We start from the raw sequence: 17,589 nt of genomic DNA, 5'->3' as shown, positions 1-17,589 counted from the left end.
GCAAAGTCCGGAGTTGTGTGCCCCTATCTCCTATAGTGATGGGCCGGAGGAGTTTGCGGCACAATAAGTCACGATTGGGAGCAGGATGGAATTATTCAGAAAGAAATCCGTTGAACAGACCCTGGCGGAGACCGGGGAGGAGGGTAGGTCGCTTAAGCGGACGCTGACCACCTGGGACCTGGCCATTATGGCCGTCGCAGTGGCCGTGGGCGCTGGCATCTTCTCGGTGGGGGCCCAGGCGGCGGCCTTCCATGCGGGGCCGGCCGTCATCATCTCCTTCGTCATCGCAGGCATTGTCTGCGCAGCGGCCGTCATGTGCTACGCGGAGTTCGCCTCCATGATCCCGGTTTCAGGCTCGGCCTACACCTTCACCTACAACACCATAGGCGAACTGGTGGCTTGGATCATCGGCTGGGACCTGATCCTGGAGATGCTCATGGCCGCCTCGGTCATCTCCAAGTACTGGGGCGTCTACCTGAATGACTTCATCCATCTGATGGGCGGCACCTCATTCAGCTCCAGCTTCCATCTGGGCGGCCTGGATGTGGACCTGGCCCCGCTGGCGGTCGTCACCCTCTTCACGGTTCTTCTGGTTCTGGGTACCAAGCTCTCGGCCCGGTTCGACGGCGCCTTGACCGTCCTCAAGATCGGTATCGTGGTCTTCGTCATTGTGGTGGGCTTCTTCTACGTCAAGTTGGACAACTACCGGCCCTTCATCCCGCCTTCCGAGCCCGCTTCGGCCGTGCCGGGGGCCAGCGTGCCCGGGATCATGGGCCAGCCGCTCTGGCAGTGGGTTTCCGGCATGCAGCCCACCATCTACGGTGTCCCAGGCATCCTCTCAGGCGCCGCCCTGGTCTTCTTCGCCTTCGTAGGCTTCGATATCGTCGCCACAACATCCGAGGAGGCCAAGGAGCCCCACAAGACCATTCCCCGCGGAATCGGTCTGGGCATGCTGATTGTCATCACCCTGTACATCCTGGTCGCCATCGTCACCACCGGCATGGTCTCCTACAAGGATCTGGCCAAGGCCAAGAACCCATCCCTGGCAACCGGTTTTGAGATGGTAGGGGCTCCTTGGGCCGCCAAGATCATCTCCTTCGGCATCGTGGTGGGTCTGACCACTGTGGTTATGGTGCTCCTGCTAGGGCTGACCCGCATCGTCTTCGCCATGAGTCGCGACGGGCTTCTTCCCCGTGCCCTGTCCCGAACCGGCCGTCATGGCACGCCTGCCCGCATCCAGATCCTGGGTGGCATCGTGGTGGCCGTGGTGGCCTCCTGTTTCCCTATAGACGTCTTGTCCGACATGGTCAATATCGGCACGCTTTCGGCATTCCTGCTTGTGGCCATTTCCCTGCCCATCATGCGCAAGCGTCGGCCGGATCTGCCCCGATCCTTCAAGATGCCCGGCAACCCCTGGGTCCCCATTCTGATTGCTCTGGCCTGCCTCTGGCTCATGCTCAACCTGACCGTACTGACCTGGATCCGATTCGTGGTCTGGTTAGCTGCGGGTCTGGCCATCTACTTCGGCTATTCCTACCGGCACTCCCTGCTCGGTCGCCATCAGCTCAGCGGGAAGATATCCGAGGCCACCCAGGCCGGTCTGGACTGACCTGGAGCGTCGGCGCTGGAGTGTAAAGTGAGTACTCGCATACTCAGGAGGTAACCCATGACCTACGTCATCGCTCAGCCCTGCGTGGACGTCAAGGACAAGGCCTGCGTGGACGAATGCCCGGTGGACTGCATCTACGAGGGCGTCCGTTCGCTCTACATCAACCCCAACGAGTGCGTGGACTGCGGCGCCTGCGAGCCTGTCTGCCCGGTGGAGGCCATCTTCTACGAGGACGATCTGCCCGAGGAGTGGACTTGGTATAAGGACGCAGCGACTGATTTCTTCGCCCAGGTGGGGGATGCCGGCGGTGCTGCCGCGGTCGGCCCCTATGATCACGATCCGGAGGGTGTTGCAGCCCTGCCACCCAACAAGTAGTCGATTAAGGCTGACGAGCCGCGGAAGGGAGCCATCCCACCGCGGCTTATTTATAAGAGAAAGGCGGGCCATGGGTTTTCACTCGTTCGAATCCCCCTATGATTGGTCAAGGATTGAATCTTACCGGCGGCGTGCTGAGCAGTGCCCCGGCGGTCTGGTCGACCTCTCGGTGGGTTCACCGGTGGATCCTGTGCCCAGGTCGGTCAAGGAGGCCTTGGCGGCGGCTGCGGATGATGGCCAGGCGCGAGGCTATCCAAAAACTGCCGGTGATGGTCTCCTGAGGCAGGCTGCGACCGACTGGTTCCGTCATCGCCGTGGGGTCGATCTTGATGCCGTGGGCGCGGATCTGGTGCCTACGGTCGGGTCCAAGGAAGCGGTGGCACTCATGGCCTCCCTCCTGCATCTGGGACCGGGGGACCGGGTGGTGCAGCCGAAGGTATCCTATCCCACTTATGCCATCGGAACCCAGCTGGCTGGAGCCCAGGTGACGACCGTGGATGATCCTGTTGATACGGATTCATGGGTGGATCTGCCTGGCGTGCGAGCAGTATGGATCAATTCGCCAGGCAACCCCAGTGGGCAGGTCATTGACCGAGCCGGGTTGGCTAAGATCGTACGGGCGGCTCGTTCTATAGGGGCCACGGTCTTGAGTGACGAGTGCTATGCCATGCTGGATTGGTCAGAACATACCCAAGTCGGGCAGAATGCGCCGATCCCGGCCTCACCCTGCATCCTGGAACCTGAAGTCTGTGGCGGCGATGCCAGCGGCATACTCTGTCTGTACTCGATGAGCAAACAGTCCAACATGGCCGGTTACCGGGCGGCCCTCGTGGCCGGCGATGCTCATTTGGTGAAGGCCATGACCGCCTACCGCAAGCAGGTGGGACTGATTGTGCCAGGTCCGGTACAGCGGGCTATGCGAGCCGCTCTGGAGGACGGAGGATCTGTGATGGCCCAGCGCGAGATCTACGCCCGTCGTCTGCGGGCCTTGGCTCAAGCTCTGACATCTTACGGATACGATGCCGTCATGCCACAGGGTGGGCTTTATATCTGGGCGCAAGCCCGTTCGGGCGATTGCTGGGCCGATATGGCCGACCTGGCCCGTATGGGGATTCTGGCCAGTCCTGGGGAGTTCTACGGGGATAGTCACCGTTTGCGATTCTCGTCCACCATATCCGACGACCAGTTGGAGCTGGCCCTGGATCGTTTGCATACAGGCGCTTAGAGACCCATGCTGACCGAACCCTTGCCGTAGCGGTTCCTGATGGAGTCCATGGTGGCCTCTGCCTGATCCAGGCGCTGGGACTCGCTGCCGGTGTGACGTTTGCTCTCGCGCATGATGTCGTCCAAGGATGGCTGGATGGGGGTATCTTCCACCCGGCTCAGACCGGATGCGCTGACACCGGCTAGGCGGATCAGCCGGGGCAGGGAAGTGTCCATGGGAACACCCTCAGGCAGCCCCAGCATGGCCTTGAGCAGTCCGACAGCCTGCGGATAGATGCGATTGGCTGAGTTGACCGGTGTCTCCAGGGTATGGGCCTTGGTCATATAGCGCAGGTCATCAAAGCGCAGTTTGACGGTGATGGTCCGAGCGATTAGGTCATGCGCTCGCAGTCCGGTGGCCACCTCGTCGCTGCAAGCGCGCAGGAGGTCGCAGACCTGCTTCATGCTGGTGGTGTCGTGCAGGAAGGTGCGTTCCGCGCCCAGGGATTTCTCAGGTGCGCGTGGCTTTACCGGATCGTCGTCCAGGCCGTGGGAGGCCTGTGCCAGCATCCGGGCTGTGACGGTCGAACCTGTGGCCCGAGCCAGATCCCGCTCACTCATGGTGGCCAAGTCGGCCACATCCTTGATTGCCCAGGCGTTGAGCCGCTTTTCCAGGGCCGGTCCGATGCCGGGGATCCCGCGCAGGGGCATCAGCTGGACGAACTCGGCCTGCCGGGCCTTGGGGATCAGCAGCATGCCGTCAGGCTTGGCATTGGTGGAGGCCATCTTGGCTACCAGCTTGTTGGTGGCGATGCCCACCGAGCAGGTCACGTGGAATTGGCGCGCCACGCTGGCTCGAATCCACCGGGCTATGGCTGTGGGCATACCCCAGCGCATGAGCGCCCCGGACACGTCCATGTAGCATTCGTCTACGGAGACCTGCTCGATCTGATCGGTGATTTGTGAGAAAACCGTATCAAATATCCGTCGTGAAATGCCCCGATAATAAGTCATGTCGACCGGGAGGAAGACCCCTTGAGGGCACAGTCGCTTGGCGCGTGCCAGGGGCATGGCCGAGTTGACGCCAAAGGCTCTGGCCTCATAGCTGGCCGCCGACACCACCGAACGCTGCCCGGTGCCGATAATGACCGGCCTTCCCTGCAATTGCGGGTGTCGTGCAACCTCACAAGAGGCGTAGAAAGCATCCATGTCAATGTGCAGCACCGTGCAGCCGGTCTCGTCATGTCCCCAGTCCTTCTTGGCGGCTGCAAGCCTTGGTGCGGTACTCATGGCTCCATGATAGAAGGGGCCCCCGGAGGAACATGCGATAAATTATTCTCGAATGTAAATTCTTAGAAAAGATTCAATATTCTGGTTTTTATCCATGAAAAATGGATGGATATGTCTCTGCCTCATCCGATTCTGTTGCTCCGGCGAGTCAGGTCAGTCAATCATGGTATTCTATTGTTTTGTTCTCGAAAATTGAGGGACTAAGGTCCCGGATCGGGAGCCAGCATGGAGACGTGCCTGAGTGGCCGAAAGGGGCACCCTGCTAAGGTGTTGACTGCGCAAGCGGTCCAGGAGTTCGAATCTCCTCGTCTCCGCCTGATGGCCGGTGATTGTTGATTTTGCACGATCACCGGTCTTATTTATTGCCATTGGTGTCTAATCCTTTGTCCTTTGCAGGGATTCGGCCTGGGAGGATCCAAATCTGTGAGTGGCGGACCCGATGGTGCCTGGCATAAGCCTGTCTGGCAGGGTAGATCACAACTGGGCAATGGCTGCATGGCCCGTCCTGCCCATCATGTGCTAGATGGAGCTTGGTCTCCGGACAGGGGAATCAGCCTGCGGCCTTCGCCCAGTGCACTGGGCTGGACACGGCCCTGCAGAAGGTCGTCCAGCCGACCATGAAAGGCTGGCACCGCCGCGGGCTCCAGGTCGTAGGTCAGTCGCACCCGGTCAGTGAAGTCCTCGCTTTCCATGTGTCCCCCAGAGGTGCGGATCAGACGGCGAAGGGAGTCGTACTCCGGGTAGTCCACGGTAATCGTGAAGCGCTCCGTCGGGAGCACACGTGCCGATCTTGCCGCCTTGAGTGCCAGGGAGGCTGCTGAGGAATAGGCTCGGATCAACCCCCCTGATCCCAGAAGGATCCCCCCGAAGTATCGGGTCACGGTCAGGACACAATCGGTCAGTCCCTGTCGACGCATGACCTCAAGTATGGGCTTGCCGGCCGTTCCTGAGGGTTCTCCGTCATCGCTCATGCGCTCGCTGGTGCGGCCCTCGGGTCCCCAGATCGCGCAGTGGCAGACGTGCCGGGCTTTGGGGTGCTGTAAGCGGACCTTTTGGACGAAGGCCATGGCCGCATCTTGGTCCTCCACATGGCAGGCCTGGCCGATGAACTCGGACTTCCGCTCGGTCAGAGAGCCTGTGGCCGGTTTCTGCGGCGTATCCAATATGGTGAGCAAATCGGCTTGCCTCCTATGCCTACCGTCTCCTCGGTTCCTGCGCTATCTCCATGTTAGAGGGGATTCCGGGCCGAGTCTGATATCAAGGAGGCGACCTAAGCTGGCCGCATGACCAATCCTCAGGACCAACCGGAAACCGAACCTCCGTCAGCCGGCAAGCCCCACGAGGCCCTGACCGTCTTCTATGAAAGGCTCAGGCACTCCACGGATACGGCTGAGCTGCACGAATTCGCCCGCAGCCCACTGCCCGACAGGTCAGATCAGGCTGCTTTCTCCCGCTTCACGGCATTGCTGGAGGCGGTGGCTGGCAATGAACACACGCCGGTGGAGGACAGGGTCTACCTGGCGCAGACCATGCCCTTTCCCAACATTCTGGTCAAGCTCTCCCAGGATTCCAGCTCCGAGGTCCGCCGGGCGGTGGCCGCCAACAAGGACGACAAGAACTGGCTGGCAGGTCTGCTCACCAAGGATGACGACGCCGGAGTCAGGGCTGCCGCGCTGACCAACCCTATGACCTCTTGGAAGATGCGTCTGGAAGGCGCCCAGGACGAACGAACCGATGCCGAGACACTAGACTTCCTGGGAGCTTTGGGCACCCGCGCGGAGCAGGATGCCCCCCATGTGCTGGCCGCCATGGTGCGCCGGGCCGTGGCCCTGAATCCCAACACGGGACAGGCGACCCTTGAGGCCCTGAGCAAGGACCCGGACGGTCAGGTGGCACGGGCGGCTGCCTCCCGTTGAGACAGGAGCGGACGCGAATTTTGACGAACGGCATACAGGCGTTACAATAATGGATTGTTGTGTTTCCCTAAGGGGTCCTCAAAGCGCTTTTCCCACTCGCCGTCTAGGACTTTAAGGGAGCCCACGGAATACATGGCTTTCGGCCGGCATGGCAGCATGCGGCGCGGAGAGCCTGAAACACAATGCAAGGAAAAGGTTGAATCGTGAAGACTTTCACCCCGAAACCAGCCGATCTGACACATGACTGGTATATCGTCGACGCCTCCGGTGTGGTGCTGGGGCGCCTGGCAGCTCAGGTGGCCGATCTGCTGCGCGGCAAGAACAAGCCCACCTATGCACCCTACGCCGACTCCGGCAACAACGTCATCGTCATCAACGCCTCCAAGATGGTGCTGACGGGCAACAAGAACGACAAGGTGCTCTACACCCACTCCGGTCGTCCCGGCGGCCTGCGTCGCGACTCTTACGGGCAGCTGATGGAGCACAACCCCGAGCGCATCATCATGACGGCGGTCAAAGGCATGCTGCCCAAGAACAGGCTGGCCAAGGTCCAGCTGACCAGGCTGCGGGTCTTCGCAGGCGAGGAACATCCTCACACCTCACAGCAGCCCATTGAGTACAAGATCCATCAGGTCGCCCAGCAGGCCAAGTAGGACCAGAGGAGATAATCACCATGGCTGAAAACAACAACAGCTCCGCGGTTCTTGAGGCCGAGGAGACCAGTGCTTCCTACACTTCCGAGACCAACGCCGGTGCAGGCACCGGCACCTCCGCCATCGAGCCGGGCTACGGCACTGGCCGTCGCAAGGAGGCAGTCGCCCGCGTTCGTCTGATCCCGGGCTCCGGCAAGTGGAGCATCAACGGGCACACCCTGGAGGAGTACTTCCCCAGCAAGCTGCACCAGCGCGAGGTCAACTCGCCTATCGTGTTGCTCAAGCTCGAGAACAAGTTCGACGTGGTTGTTCGCGTCGATGGCGGCGGCGTGACCGGCCAGGCCGGCGCAGTCCGGCTGGGCGTTGCACGCGCCCTGAACGCCATCGATAGGGACGCCAACCGTCCTGCCTTGAAGAAGGCCGGGTTCCTGACCCGTGACGCCCGCGTGGTGGAGCGCAAGAAGGCTGGTCTGCACAAGGCCCGTCGCGCCCCGCAGTTCTCCAAGCGCTGACGTCCGCAGTTTCTTCTATCCCCGAGGTTCTCACGGACCTTGGGGATTTTTTATGCCTGGATTCATGCCTGGCGGGTCCAGTCTGAAGCGAACGGCAAAGCGCACGTTCGGGCGCGGAAAATGACCAGAAAAACCACGAATTCCCACACGACACGCTTCAAGCGAACGTTCGCTCATCCTGGGGCTCAATGGTGCCCCCTCGGGTCTATATTGTGACTTTCGTCACGTTATGACGGAAGCCTTTCATGGATCTGCACGGTCTGGAGACTGTCTGCTGGTCCTGATCGGAATCCGCGGAACATGAGGAGGGCCAATATCTTGGCTGAAACGCAGAAGCAGAAGCATGAGCATCAAGTGAAGGAGCCGCCAGTCGTCAGGGAAGGCAGCCCGGCCGACAGCAGTGAGCTGGCCCGCCTGGAAGTGGATGCGTTAGTTGTCCGCGCACAGGCGGCTTTACGCGCCTTTGAGAAGCTCGACCAGGAACAGGTGGACCGGATCGTGGCCAAGGCATCCATTGCAGCCCTGAACAAGCACCTGCATTTGGCGCAGATGGCCGTGGACGAGACCGGACGCGGCCTGGTGGAGGACAAGGCCACCAAGAACATCTTCGCCTGCGAGCATGTGACCAACTACCTGGCCAGGCAGCGCACCGTGGGCATCATCAGCGAAGACGACGTGGACGGCATCATCGAGGTGGCCGAGCCGGTGGGAGTCGTGGCCGGGGTGACTCCGGTGACCAACCCCACCTCGACTGCCATCTTCAAGTCGCTGCTGGCCTTGAAGACCCGCTGTCCCATCGTTTTCGGTTTCCACCCCTACGCCCAGCGCTGCTCGGTGGAGGCGGCCCGGATCGTTCGAGATGCCGCCATCGAGGCAGGCGCTCCGCAGGATTGCATCCAGTGGATTGAGCACCCCTCAGTCGAGGCCACCGGCGCCCTGATGCAGCACCCCGGTGTGGCTACCATTCTGGCCACCGGCGGCACTGGCATGGTCAAGGCCGCCTACTCCTCGGGCAAGCCGGCATTGGGTGTAGGAGCCGGCAATGCCCCGGCATATGTGGACCGCAGGGTCAACGTGCCCAGGGCCGTCAATGACCTGATCCTGTCCAAGCATTTTGACTACGGCATGATCTGCGCCACAGAGCAGGCCATCATCGCCCATCAGGATGTGTATGACCGGGTGATCGAGGAGATGAAGCGGCGTAAGGCTTATTTCGTCAATCCTGAGGAGAAGGCCAAGCTGGAGGAGTACATGTTCGGAGTGCGGGCCCATGCCGGTGCCGATGCACCCGCTCCCCGGCTCAACTCCGAGGTTCCGGGTAAGTCCCCCCAGTCCATCGCTCGTAAGGCCGGCTTCGAGATACCCGAGGATGCGACCATTCTGGCTGCCCAATGCGACCAGGTCGGCCCCATGGAACCCTTGACCCTGGAGAAGCTGGCTCCGGTTCAGGCTGTGCTCAAGGCCAGCAACAAGGAGGAGGGCTTCACTCTCTGCGAGCAGATGCTACGCTACGGCGCCGGGCACACGGCAGCCATACACACCGATGACGAGAGGCTGGTGCGCGAGTATGGCCAGCGCATGCACGCCTGCCGGATCGTCTGGAACCAGCCCAGCTCCCTGGGTGGCATCGGCGACATCTACAATGCCATCGCCCCCTCCCTGACCCTGGGCTGCGGCTCCTACGGCGGCAACTCGGTCTCGGGCAACGTCCAGGCGGTCAATCTGATCAACGTCAAGCGGATTGCGCGGAGGAACAACAACATGCAGTGGTTCAAGGTGCCGGCCAAGACCTACTTCGAGCCCAACTCAGTCCGCTACCTGCGCGACATGTTCGGCATCCGCCGGGCCGTCATCGTATGCGACAAGGTTATGGAGCAGCTGGGGATCGTCGACAAGATCATTGATCAGCTGCGCGCCCGGTCCGAGCCGGTCACCTTCCGCATCATTGACTATGTAGAGCCGGAGCCCAGCGTTGAGACGGTGGAGCGCGGCGCAACCATGATGCGTGACGAGTTCGGCCCCGACACCATCATCGCCGTGGGTGGCGGCAGCCCCATGGACGCAGCCAAGATCATGTGGCTGCTCTATGAGCACCCGGAGATCTCCTTTGCCGATGTTCGGGAGAAGTTCTTCGACATCCGCAAACGGGCCTTCAAGATTCCGCCCTTGGGCACCAAGGCCAGGCTGGTCTGCATCCCCACCTCTTCGGGGACAGGTTCGGAGGTCACCCCATTTGCGGTCATCACCGACCATAAGACCGGCTATAAGTACCCCATTACCGACTATGCCCTGACCCCAAGCGTGGCCATCGTGGATCCGGTTCTGGCTCGTACCCAGCCCAAGAGGCTGGCCTGTGACTCGGGCTTCGACGCTCTGACCCACTGCATTGAGGCTTTCGTCTCGGTCTATGCCAATGACTACACCGACGCTATGGCCCTGCACGCCGCCAAGCTGATCTGGGACAACCTGGAGCCTGCCGTGGGCACTGCCGGCGGTGAGGCCAAGATGCGCGCCCAGGAGAAGATGCACAATGCGGCGACCATGGCAGGCATGGCCTTCGGTTCGGCCTTCCTGGGCATGTGCCACGGCATGGCGCATACCATCGGAGCCCTCTGCCATGTGGCCCATGGACGCGCCAACTCCATCCTCCTGCCCTATGTGATCCGCTACAACGGACGGGTCCCGGACGAGCCGACCAGCTGGCCCAAATACAGCGAGTATGTGGCTGCGGAGCGCTACAGGCAGATGGCCCATGTGCTAGGCATCGAATCATCTACCCCCGAGGAGGGTGTGGAGCTCTTGGCCCGTGCCGTTGAATCCTACAGGGACGAGCGCCTGGGCATGGATGCCTCCTTCCAGGCAGCCGGAGTGGACGAGGACATCTACTGGCAGTCCTTGGATCAAATCGGCATGCGCGCCTATGAGGACCAGTGCACGCCTGCCAACCCCCGCATTCCGCTGATTGAGGACATGAAAGACATCGCCGTGGCCGCATACTATGGGGTCAGTCAGGAGGAGGGCCACCGGATGAGGGTCGCCCGTCAAGGTGATGGAGCGGCTCAGGAGGCCTCCCGGCGGGTCTGACAGGGTCGTAATTGAGTCGTGGGTTCCCCTGGAAGAAGCGCGACACGCCCGGATTCTTCTAGGGGAACCCTCGTGCTTTAATAAGAAAGTTGCCTGTTTTGGGCTCGCATTTTGTCAATCACAATAGCGGGTGCAGCGAGGAGTCCCATCCCCACGGGATTCTCCACGGCTGCGCATGGATCCGGCTGAGGCCTGTCGGGAGGAATGTCTCCTTGTGGCCGTCGTTCCGTGCCCTCGAAACAGACTGGGTAATCAGTTCATAGATCGCTAGAAAGGGCGGACGGCAATGGCGGGACAGAAAATCCGCATCAGGCTAAAGTCCTATGACCATGAGGTCATCGACCAATCGGCGAAGAAAATCGTCGAGACGGTGACGAACGCGGGCGCAACTGTGGTTGGCCCCGTTCCGCTGCCGACTGAGAAGAACGTGTATGTCGTCATCCGTTCTCCTCATAAGTACAAGGACTCCCGCGAGCACTTCGAGATGCGCACCCATAAGCGCCTGATCGACATCGTGGATCCCACGCCCAAGGCAGTGGATTCGCTGATGCACATCGATCTGCCGGCGGACGTCAACATCGAGATCAAGCTGTAGGGGAGGAGGAAACCGCATGGCTGAAGAGCAGAGGAACCGCAAGGCTCTCCTGGGCCGCAAGCTGGGTATGTCCCAGGTCTGGGACGAGAACGGCTTCTTCGTCCCGGTGACCCTGGTGGACGTGTCCACCAACGTGGTGACCGCGGTCAAGAATCAGGAGAAGGACGGCTACCAGGCCATCCAGATCGGCTACGGGCAGATCGACCCCACCAAGGTGACCAAGCCGCTGGCTGGCCACTTCGCCAAGGCTGGAGTGACCCCGCGTCGTCATCTGGTCGAGGTTCGCACCGCCGATGCTGAGAGCTATCAGCCCGGCCAGGAGCTGGGCCTGGACCTGCTGCCCGAGGGCAGCGAGGTCGATGTGACCGGCACCACCAAGGGCAAGGGCTTCGCCGGCACTATCAAGCGCTGGGGCTTCAAGTCCTACCGCCGCACCCACGGCTCGCACAAGAACGAGCGCCGTCCCGGTTCAGTGGGTGCCTGCGCCACGCCCAGCCGCATTCTAAAGGGCAAGCGGATGGCCGGCCGCATGGGTCACGACACCTCGACCGTCCAGAATCTGACCATCGTCTCCGCAGATGCCGAGAAGGGCGTTATCGCCATCAAGGGTGCCCTGCCCGGGCCCCGCGGCGCCATCGTCCTGGTTCGTTCGGCAGTGAAGGGAGCCTGAAACCATGGCTAAGTTGACTCTGAACATCACCGACGCCCAGGGCAAGAACACCGGGACCGTGGATGCACCCGAGCAGATCTTCGGCATTGCCGAGGAGGATGTCCGCTCACACGTGCCGCTGATCCACCAGGTGGTCGTCGCCCAGCTGGCTGCAGCCCGCCAGGGCACGCATTCAGTCAAGACCCGGTCCACCGTCTCCGGCGGCGGCCGCAAGCCTTGGAAGCAGAAGGGCACCGGTCGTGCTCGTCAGGGCTCCATCCGCGCTCCCCAGTGGACCGGTGGTGCCATTGTCCACGGCCCGCAGCCGCGCGACTATTCCCAGCGCACTCCCAAGAAGATGAAGGCCGCAGCCCTGCGCTACGTCCTGTCCGACCGGGTCAACGCCGGACGCGTGCACGTGGTCGATTTCGGCATTGGCGAGACCCCGTCCACCAAGGCCGCCAAGGCAGCCCTGCTGCCCCTGGTCGACAACAGATTCACCACTGTCGTGCTGTCCCGTGAGAACATCAACGAGTGGCTCTCCGTGAGGAACCTGCCCACCGTCCACGTTCTCTTCGCCGATCAGCTCAATACCTACGATGTGGTCACGGCAGAGGATGTCGTCTTCAGCAAGGATGGCTTCGATGCCTTCCTGGCTGTCAAGGGCGGCGCCAAGTCCGAGACCGTCAAGGAGGCCTGATTTTCATGGCAGCTATTCACAAGCCAGCGCACGACATCATTCTGCGTCCGGTCGTATCCGAGAAGAGCTACGCCAACTCGGACCGCGGCCAGTACACATTCGTGGTGGACCCTGATGCCAACAAGGTCGCCATCAAGCAGGCCATCGAGCAGATCTTCAATGTGAAGGTCACATCGGTCAACACCCTCAATCGGCAGGGCAAGCGGACCCGGACCCGTACGGGCTGGGGTCGTCGCAACGCCGAGAAGCGTGCCATCGTCAAGGTGGCCGAGGGCCAGTCGATCGATGTCTTCGGTACCAATAACTGAAGGCTAGCCGAGAAAAGTTAAGGAAGAACTAGATTATGGCTATCCGTACATACAAGCCGACGACCGCGGGCCGTCGCAACGCCTCGGTTTCGGACTTCGCCGAAATCACGCGCTCAAAGCCCGAGAAGTCGCTGGTCCGCAAGCTGAGCAAGACCGGCGGACGCAACTCCTATGGTCGCGTCACCAGCCGCCACCGCGGCGGCGGGCACAAGCGCCAGTACCGTCTCATCGACTTCCGTCGCTGGGATAAGGATGGCGTGCCCGCCAAGGTGGCTGAGATCGAATACGATCCCAACCGCTCGGCCCGCATTGCCCTTCTGCACTTTGCAGATGGCGAGAAGCGCTACATCATCGCTCCGCAGGGCATCAAGCAGGGCGACGTCATTGAGACTGGTCCCCAGGCCGACATCAAACCCGGCAACAACCTGCCTCTGCGCAACATCCCCACCGGCACCATCGTCCACGCCATTGAGCTGCGGCCTCTGGGCGGCGCCAAGATCGCCCGCTCGGCTGGTGCTGCCGTCCAGTTGGTGGCCAAGGACGGGGCTTACGCCCAGCTGCGTATGCCCTCCGGCGAGATTCGCAACGTCGACTCCCGTTGCCGTGCAACAGTGGGCGAGGTCGGCAACAACGACCACGCAAATGTCCAGCTTGGCAAGGCTGGACGTGCCCGCTGGATGGGCCACCGGCCCATCACCCGTGGTGAATCCATGAACCCGGTCGACCACCCGCATGGTGGACGCACTCGTGGCGGCAAGCCGCCAGTGTCTCCCTGGGGCAAGGGCGAGGTCCGCACCCGCAGGCCCAAGAAGGCCTCCAACAAGATGATCGTGCGTCGTCGTCCAAATGGTAAGAACCGCAAGTAAGGGAGTGTCGGAAAGATGACTCGTAGCATCAAGAAGGGCCCATTCGTCGACGCCCACTTGCAGAAGAAAGTCGACGAGCAGAACGAGAAGGGCACCAAGAACGTCATCAAGACCTGGTCCCGTCGTTCCATGATTACCCCGGACTTCATCGGGCACACTTTCGCTGTGCACGATGGCCGCAAGCATGTCCCGGTCTTCGTCACCGAGGCCATGGTCGGCCACAAGCTCGGCGAGTTCGCCCCCACCCGGACCTTTAGGGGTCACGTTAAGGACGACAAGAAAGTACGCCGCTGAGGCGAGGGAGAGTAGAGACACATGGAAGCTAAGGCAATTGCACGTCACGTTCGCGTGACGCCTCGCAAGGCTCGCCGCGTCGTCGACCTCATCCGAGGCAAGCAGGCGACCGAGGCCGTGACCATTCTGAAGTTCGCCCCCCAGGACGCGGCCGTTCCGGTCCGCAAGTGCCTGGAGAGCGCCATCGCCAATGCGCGTGTCAAGGCGGACAAGGCCAACCAGCCCTTCCGCGAGAACGAGCTGGTGGTTCGGGAGACCTACGTGGACGAGGGCACCACTTTGAAGCGATTCCGCGCCCGCGCCCAGGGTCGTGCTGCCCGCATCAACAAGCGGACCAGCCACATCACCGTCGTGGTGGCCGACAAGGAAGGAGCCCGATAATGGGGCAGAAGATCAACCCGTTTGGGTACCGACTCGGCATCACCGAGGAGCACCGCAGCAAGTGGTACTCCGACTCCAACAAGGCGGGGGAGCGTTACAGCGACTTCGTTCTTGAGGACGACAAGATCCGCAAGGAGATGAACAAGGATCTGGAGCGCGCAGGCGTCTCTAAGATCGTCATCGAGCGGACCCGTGACCGTGTGCGCGTCGATATCCATACCGCCCGGCCAGGCATCGTCATTGGTCGTCGTGGAGCAGAGGCCGAGCGCGTGCGCGCCAAGCTGGAGAATATCACCGGCAAGCAGGTCCAGCTGAACATCTTCGAGGTCAAGAACGCCTCCATCGATGCCCAGCTGGTGGCTCAGGGCATCGCCGAGCAGCTGACCAACCGCGTCACCTTCCGCCGTGCCATGCGAAAGGCTCAGCAGGATGCCATGCGGGCCGGTGCCAAGGGCATCAGGATCAAGCTTTCCGGCCGCCTGGGCGGAGCCGAGATGAGCCGTTCGGAGTTCTACCGTGAGGGCCGTGTGCCCCTGCAGACTCTGCGCGCCCTGATCGACTACGGCTTCTTCGAGGCCAGGACCACCTACGGACGTATCGGCGTCAAGGTCTGGATCTACAAGGGCGACATGACGGAGCGTCAGTTCGAGGAGCAGCAGGCTCAGCAGAACAACCGCCCCGGTCGGCGTGGCGATCGTCGTCCTCGCCGTGGGGTCCGTCCCTCCGAGGGACGCACCCGCCGTGAGCAGGATGCAGCCAAGCAGAACAGCGGTGTGGCCGCGCCGCCGGCGGCAGCTCAGGAGCAGACCGCCTCGGCCCCCGTCGCAACCGAAGCAAAGGAGTGAGCCGTGCTTATCCCAAAGAGGACTAAATACCGCAAGCAACATCGTCCGGGTCGTTCGGGCATGTCCAAGGGCGGCAACGAGATCGCTTTCGGCGATTACGGCATCCAGGCTCTGGCTCCGGCCTACCTGACCAACCGGCAGATCGAGGCAGCCCGTATCGCCATGACTCGGTACATCAAGCGTGGTGGCCGCGTCTGGATCACGGTCTTCCCGGATCGTCCCCTGACCAAGCACGCCCTGGGATCACGAATGGGTTCCGGCAAGGGTGCGCCTGAGTTCTGGGTGGCCAACGTTCGTCCTGGCCGGGTGCTCTTCGAGATTGGCGGCGTGAGCGAGGATGTGGCCCGCGAGGCCCTTCGCCGCGCTACTGACAAGCTTCCCATGAAGTGCCGGATTATTGCACGTGAAGGCGGTGACATCTGATGTCAGTCGGAACAGCCGAGTATTCCATCAAGAATCTGAATGAAAAGACCAATGCGGAGATCGAGGATTTCCTGAAGAAGTCCAAGGAAGAGCTGTTCAACCTGCGCTTCCAGTCGGCCACCGGTCAGCTGGAGAACACCTCCCGCCTCAAGGCCGTCAAGCACGACATCGCCAGGATGTACACCGTCCTGCGTGAGCGCGAGCTGGGCATCAGCCAGGAGCCCGCCGAAGCAAAGGCCGAGAGCAAAGCTGAGGAGAAGTAAGCATGGCTGACAAGCAGGAGCGCAACTTCCGCAAGGTTCGCAGCGGCTACGTCGTGTCCGACAAGATGGACAAGACCATCACCGTAGAGCTGGAGCAGCGTTCGACCCACCCCCTGTACGGCAAGGTCGTCCGCAGCAACCGCAAGGTCAAGGCCCATGATGAGAAGAACGAGGCCCATGTGGGCGACTTCGTGAGTATCATGGAGACCCGTCCTCTGAGCAAGACCAAGCGCTGGCGTCTCGACTCCATCGTCGAGCGCGCCAAGTAACAAGTTCGGCCAGGCTCCGCATTTCATCCCGCCCTGGCGCGGGGTGTCTGCGGAGAACCAGCGCGGCTAAGGAGAATCAATGATTCAGCAGGAATCGCGGCTTCAGGTCGCCGACAACACGGGTGCCAAGGAGATCCTGGCCATCCGCGTGCTCGGCGGGTCGAAGCGACGCTATGCCGGCATTGGCGATGTGATCGTCGCCACCGTCAAGGATGCCATACCCGGCGGGTCGGTCAAGAAGGGCGAGGTCGTCAAGGCGGTTGTCGTCCGTACCGTAAAGGAGCACCGTCGCCATGACGGCTCCTACATCAAGTTCGACGAGAACGCGGCAGTCATCCTCGGCACCGGTCGTGAGCCCCGCGGCACTCGTATCTTCGGACCGGTCGGTCGTGAGCTGCGCGACAAGCGCTTCATGAAGATCGTGTCCCTGGCACCGGAGGTGATCTGAAGTGGTAGCCAAAATCAAGACAGGCGACCAGGTCAAGGTCATCCGCGGCAAGGATCGCGGCAAGGAGGGCAAGGTTCTGCGGATTCTGCCCAATGACCGCCTGATCGTCGAGGGTATTCAGATCGTCAAGAAGCATGTGCGGGCCACCCAGCAGGGTCAGGAGTCGGGCATTGTCCCGACCGAGGCGCCCATCCATCGCTCCAACGTGATGGTCATCGACCCGGAGACCAAGAAGCCGACTCGCATCGGCGTGAACATCAAGGAGGAGGCGCGTGACGGCAAGGTCAAGGTCGTGCGCACCCGCTTCGCCAAGAAGTCAGGCAAGGAGCTGTCATGAGCGATACCACCGTTGAAGCACCGGCAGTCCCTCGTTTGCTGCAGCAGTACCGCGAGAACATCGTGCCCGAGATGGAGAAGGAGTTCAAGTTCTCCAACCCCATGCAGGTGCCCAGGATCGAGAAGGTCGTGGTCTCCATGGGCGTGGGTGCCGCGGCACGCGACTCCAAACTGATCGAGGGTGCAGTCAAGGATCTGACGGCCATCACCGGCCAGAAGCCCAAGATCACCAAGGCCAAGAAGTCCGTGGCGCAGTTCCACCTGCGTGAGGGACAGGCCATCGGCGCTTTCGCCACTCTACGTGGCGTGCGCATGTGGGAGTTCCTGGATCGACTGCTGACCCTGGCTCTGCCCCGCATCCGCGACTTCCGCGGCATCAGCGACCGTCAGTTTGACGGCCAGGGCAACTACAACTTCGGTCTCACGGAGCAGTCCATGTTCCACGAGATCGATCCTGATCAGATCGATCACCAGCGTGGTATGGATATCACAGTGGTGACCTCCACCAAGAACGATCAGGAGGCCCGGGCGCTGCTTAAGCAGCTGGGCTTCCCCTTCAAGGAGAACTGA

At 61.7% G+C, this 17,589-nt stretch carries 23 protein-coding genes and 1 tRNA gene; 22 read left to right on the top strand and 2 right to left on the bottom strand.

The window, feature by feature from the left end:
- Positions 1 to 85 precede the first annotated feature (85 nt).
- The 3 genes from H3T90_RS03670 (at position 86) to dapC (ending at position 3,209) form a co-directional block, all read left to right on the top strand.
- On the top strand, positions 86 to 1,609 hold the full coding sequence (locus H3T90_RS03670) for an amino acid permease (RefSeq protein WP_046323312.1): 1,524 nt from the start codon (positions 86 to 88) through the stop codon (positions 1,607 to 1,609).
- A 57-nt stretch (positions 1,610 to 1,666) separates the two neighbouring features.
- Positions 1,667 to 1,984, top strand: a complete 318-nt coding sequence (gene fdxA / locus H3T90_RS03665; protein ID WP_015022367.1) for a ferredoxin — start codon at positions 1,667 to 1,669, stop codon at positions 1,982 to 1,984.
- A gap of 70 nt (positions 1,985 to 2,054) precedes the next feature.
- Positions 2,055 to 3,209 carry a succinyldiaminopimelate transaminase gene (dapC, locus tag H3T90_RS03660; RefSeq protein ID WP_198229635.1) on the top strand — a complete coding sequence of 385 codons (1,155 nt, stop codon included), beginning with the start codon at positions 2,055 to 2,057 and terminating at the stop codon, positions 3,207 to 3,209.
- Here dapC and dinB read toward each other — a convergent pair.
- Entirely contained in the window at positions 3,206 to 4,477 is a 1,272-nt protein-coding gene (gene dinB / locus H3T90_RS03655; RefSeq protein ID WP_110425736.1) for a DNA polymerase IV, read from the bottom strand. The two genes, dapC and dinB, sit on opposite strands and share 4 nt — an antisense overlap.
- A 227-nt stretch (positions 4,478 to 4,704) precedes the next feature.
- Here dinB and H3T90_RS03650 point away from each other — a divergent pair.
- Positions 4,705 to 4,791 (top strand) — tRNA-Ser (locus tag H3T90_RS03650).
- A 198-nt stretch (positions 4,792 to 4,989) separates the two neighbouring features.
- On the opposite strand, the gene H3T90_RS03645 is transcribed toward H3T90_RS03650, so the two are convergent.
- Positions 4,990 to 5,652, bottom strand: a complete 663-nt coding sequence (locus H3T90_RS03645; RefSeq protein ID WP_198229634.1) for an IMPACT family protein — start codon at positions 5,650 to 5,652, stop codon at positions 4,990 to 4,992.
- A gap of 108 nt (positions 5,653 to 5,760) precedes the next feature.
- Here H3T90_RS03645 and H3T90_RS03640 point away from each other — a divergent pair, with 108 nt between their 5' ends.
- The 18 genes from H3T90_RS03640 to rplE all read left to right on the top strand — a co-directional run bounded on the left by H3T90_RS03640 (position 5,761) and on the right by rplE (position 17,589).
- The gene (locus tag H3T90_RS03640; RefSeq protein ID WP_046323308.1) at positions 5,761 to 6,393 is read left to right on the top strand and encodes an AbrB family transcriptional regulator; all 633 of its coding nucleotides are present in this window, start codon (positions 5,761 to 5,763) and stop codon (positions 6,391 to 6,393) included.
- A 203-nt stretch (positions 6,394 to 6,596) separates the two neighbouring features.
- Positions 6,597 to 7,046 (top strand): 50S ribosomal protein L13, encoded by a 450-nt coding sequence (rplM, locus tag H3T90_RS03635; RefSeq protein ID WP_198229633.1) that lies wholly within the window; start codon positions 6,597 to 6,599, stop codon positions 7,044 to 7,046.
- 20 nt (positions 7,047 to 7,066) lie between these two features.
- Positions 7,067 to 7,558 carry a 30S ribosomal protein S9 gene (gene rpsI, locus H3T90_RS03630; protein ID WP_046323306.1) on the top strand — a complete coding sequence of 164 codons (492 nt, stop codon included), beginning with the start codon at positions 7,067 to 7,069 and terminating at the stop codon, positions 7,556 to 7,558.
- 354 nt (positions 7,559 to 7,912) lie between these two features.
- Positions 7,913 to 10,642: a bifunctional acetaldehyde-CoA/alcohol dehydrogenase gene (gene adhE, locus H3T90_RS03625; RefSeq protein WP_408610689.1), complete on the top strand. Its 2,730-nt coding sequence runs from the start codon at positions 7,913 to 7,915 to the stop codon at positions 10,640 to 10,642.
- Between the two features lie 286 nt (positions 10,643 to 10,928).
- Entirely contained in the window at positions 10,929 to 11,237 is a 309-nt protein-coding gene (rpsJ, locus tag H3T90_RS03620; RefSeq protein WP_006295278.1) for a 30S ribosomal protein S10, read from the top strand.
- Positions 11,238 to 11,253: 16 nt separating this feature from the next.
- Positions 11,254 to 11,907 carry a 50S ribosomal protein L3 gene (gene rplC / locus H3T90_RS03615; protein WP_198229631.1) on the top strand — a complete coding sequence of 218 codons (654 nt, stop codon included), beginning with the start codon at positions 11,254 to 11,256 and terminating at the stop codon, positions 11,905 to 11,907.
- 4 nt (positions 11,908 to 11,911) lie between these two features.
- Complete coding sequence (gene rplD, locus H3T90_RS03610) at positions 11,912 to 12,586, top strand: 50S ribosomal protein L4 (RefSeq protein WP_015022358.1); 675 nt, start codon at positions 11,912 to 11,914, stop codon at positions 12,584 to 12,586.
- A 5-nt stretch (positions 12,587 to 12,591) separates the two neighbouring features.
- Positions 12,592 to 12,894, top strand: a complete 303-nt coding sequence (gene rplW / locus H3T90_RS03605) for a 50S ribosomal protein L23 (RefSeq protein WP_110452588.1) — start codon at positions 12,592 to 12,594, stop codon at positions 12,892 to 12,894.
- A 35-nt stretch (positions 12,895 to 12,929) separates the two neighbouring features.
- Positions 12,930 to 13,760 (top strand): 50S ribosomal protein L2, encoded by an 831-nt coding sequence (gene rplB / locus H3T90_RS03600; protein WP_198191385.1) that lies wholly within the window; start codon positions 12,930 to 12,932, stop codon positions 13,758 to 13,760.
- Positions 13,761 to 13,775: 15 nt separating this feature from the next.
- The gene (rpsS, locus tag H3T90_RS03595; protein WP_198191386.1) at positions 13,776 to 14,054 is read left to right on the top strand and encodes a 30S ribosomal protein S19; all 279 of its coding nucleotides are present in this window, start codon (positions 13,776 to 13,778) and stop codon (positions 14,052 to 14,054) included.
- 21 nt (positions 14,055 to 14,075) lie between these two features.
- Positions 14,076 to 14,435, top strand: coding sequence for a 50S ribosomal protein L22 (gene rplV / locus H3T90_RS03590; protein ID WP_015022354.1), 360 nt, complete (start codon positions 14,076 to 14,078; stop codon positions 14,433 to 14,435).
- Positions 14,435 to 15,280, top strand: coding sequence for a 30S ribosomal protein S3 (rpsC, locus tag H3T90_RS03585; RefSeq protein WP_198229630.1), 846 nt, complete (start codon positions 14,435 to 14,437; stop codon positions 15,278 to 15,280). The genes rplV and rpsC overlap by 1 nt, the downstream gene beginning before the upstream one ends.
- A 3-nt stretch (positions 15,281 to 15,283) precedes the next feature.
- On the top strand, positions 15,284 to 15,703 hold the full coding sequence (rplP, locus tag H3T90_RS03580) for a 50S ribosomal protein L16 (protein ID WP_015022352.1): 420 nt from the start codon (positions 15,284 to 15,286) through the stop codon (positions 15,701 to 15,703).
- Positions 15,703 to 15,966: a 50S ribosomal protein L29 gene (rpmC, locus tag H3T90_RS03575; protein WP_015022351.1), complete on the top strand. Its 264-nt coding sequence runs from the start codon at positions 15,703 to 15,705 to the stop codon at positions 15,964 to 15,966. Before rplP ends, rpmC begins: the two co-directional genes overlap by 1 nt.
- Before the next feature lie 2 nt (positions 15,967 to 15,968).
- Positions 15,969 to 16,235 (top strand): 30S ribosomal protein S17, encoded by a 267-nt coding sequence (gene rpsQ / locus H3T90_RS03570; protein WP_015022350.1) that lies wholly within the window; start codon positions 15,969 to 15,971, stop codon positions 16,233 to 16,235.
- A 79-nt stretch (positions 16,236 to 16,314) separates the two neighbouring features.
- Positions 16,315 to 16,683: a 50S ribosomal protein L14 gene (gene rplN / locus H3T90_RS03565; RefSeq protein WP_015022349.1), complete on the top strand. Its 369-nt coding sequence runs from the start codon at positions 16,315 to 16,317 to the stop codon at positions 16,681 to 16,683.
- Between the two features lies 1 nt (position 16,684).
- Positions 16,685 to 17,020, top strand: coding sequence for a 50S ribosomal protein L24 (gene rplX, locus H3T90_RS03560; protein WP_015022348.1), 336 nt, complete (start codon positions 16,685 to 16,687; stop codon positions 17,018 to 17,020).
- The gene (gene rplE / locus H3T90_RS03555; protein WP_046323304.1) at positions 17,017 to 17,589 is read left to right on the top strand and encodes a 50S ribosomal protein L5; all 573 of its coding nucleotides are present in this window, start codon (positions 17,017 to 17,019) and stop codon (positions 17,587 to 17,589) included. Before rplX ends, rplE begins: the two co-directional genes overlap by 4 nt.

Origin of the sequence: Bifidobacterium polysaccharolyticum (genome assembly GCF_016101585.1) — a bacterium.
Lineage (GTDB): Bacteria > Actinomycetota > Actinomycetes > Actinomycetales > Bifidobacteriaceae > Bombiscardovia > Bombiscardovia polysaccharolytica.
Note: the sequence above shows the minus strand (reverse complement) of the source record. Positions and strands in the feature narration are given on the sequence as shown.

Coding starts and splice junctions, on each gene's coding strand:
- H3T90_RS03670 (WP_046323312.1), top strand. CDS start 86: ATGGAATTATTCAGAAAGAAATCCGTTGAACAGACCCTGGCGGAGACC.
- fdxA (WP_015022367.1), top strand. CDS start 1,667: ATGACCTACGTCATCGCTCAGCCCTGCGTGGACGTCAAGGACAAGGCC.
- dapC (WP_198229635.1), top strand. CDS start 2,055: ATGGGTTTTCACTCGTTCGAATCCCCCTATGATTGGTCAAGGATTGAA.
- dinB (WP_110425736.1), bottom strand. CDS start 4,477: ATGAGTACCGCACCAAGGCTTGCAGCCGCCAAGAAGGACTGGGGACAT.
- H3T90_RS03640 (WP_046323308.1), top strand. CDS start 5,761: ATGACCAATCCTCAGGACCAACCGGAAACCGAACCTCCGTCAGCCGGC.
- rpsI (WP_046323306.1), top strand. CDS start 7,067: ATGGCTGAAAACAACAACAGCTCCGCGGTTCTTGAGGCCGAGGAGACC.
- rpsJ (WP_006295278.1), top strand. CDS start 10,929: ATGGCGGGACAGAAAATCCGCATCAGGCTAAAGTCCTATGACCATGAG.
- rplC (WP_198229631.1), top strand. CDS start 11,254: ATGGCTGAAGAGCAGAGGAACCGCAAGGCTCTCCTGGGCCGCAAGCTG.
- rplD (WP_015022358.1), top strand. CDS start 11,912: ATGGCTAAGTTGACTCTGAACATCACCGACGCCCAGGGCAAGAACACC.
- rplW (WP_110452588.1), top strand. CDS start 12,592: ATGGCAGCTATTCACAAGCCAGCGCACGACATCATTCTGCGTCCGGTC.
- rplB (WP_198191385.1), top strand. CDS start 12,930: ATGGCTATCCGTACATACAAGCCGACGACCGCGGGCCGTCGCAACGCC.
- rpsS (WP_198191386.1), top strand. CDS start 13,776: ATGACTCGTAGCATCAAGAAGGGCCCATTCGTCGACGCCCACTTGCAG.
- rplV (WP_015022354.1), top strand. CDS start 14,076: ATGGAAGCTAAGGCAATTGCACGTCACGTTCGCGTGACGCCTCGCAAG.
- rpsC (WP_198229630.1), top strand. CDS start 14,435: ATGGGGCAGAAGATCAACCCGTTTGGGTACCGACTCGGCATCACCGAG.
- rpmC (WP_015022351.1), top strand. CDS start 15,703: ATGTCAGTCGGAACAGCCGAGTATTCCATCAAGAATCTGAATGAAAAG.
- rpsQ (WP_015022350.1), top strand. CDS start 15,969: ATGGCTGACAAGCAGGAGCGCAACTTCCGCAAGGTTCGCAGCGGCTAC.
- rplN (WP_015022349.1), top strand. CDS start 16,315: ATGATTCAGCAGGAATCGCGGCTTCAGGTCGCCGACAACACGGGTGCC.
- rplE (WP_046323304.1), top strand. CDS start 17,017: ATGAGCGATACCACCGTTGAAGCACCGGCAGTCCCTCGTTTGCTGCAG.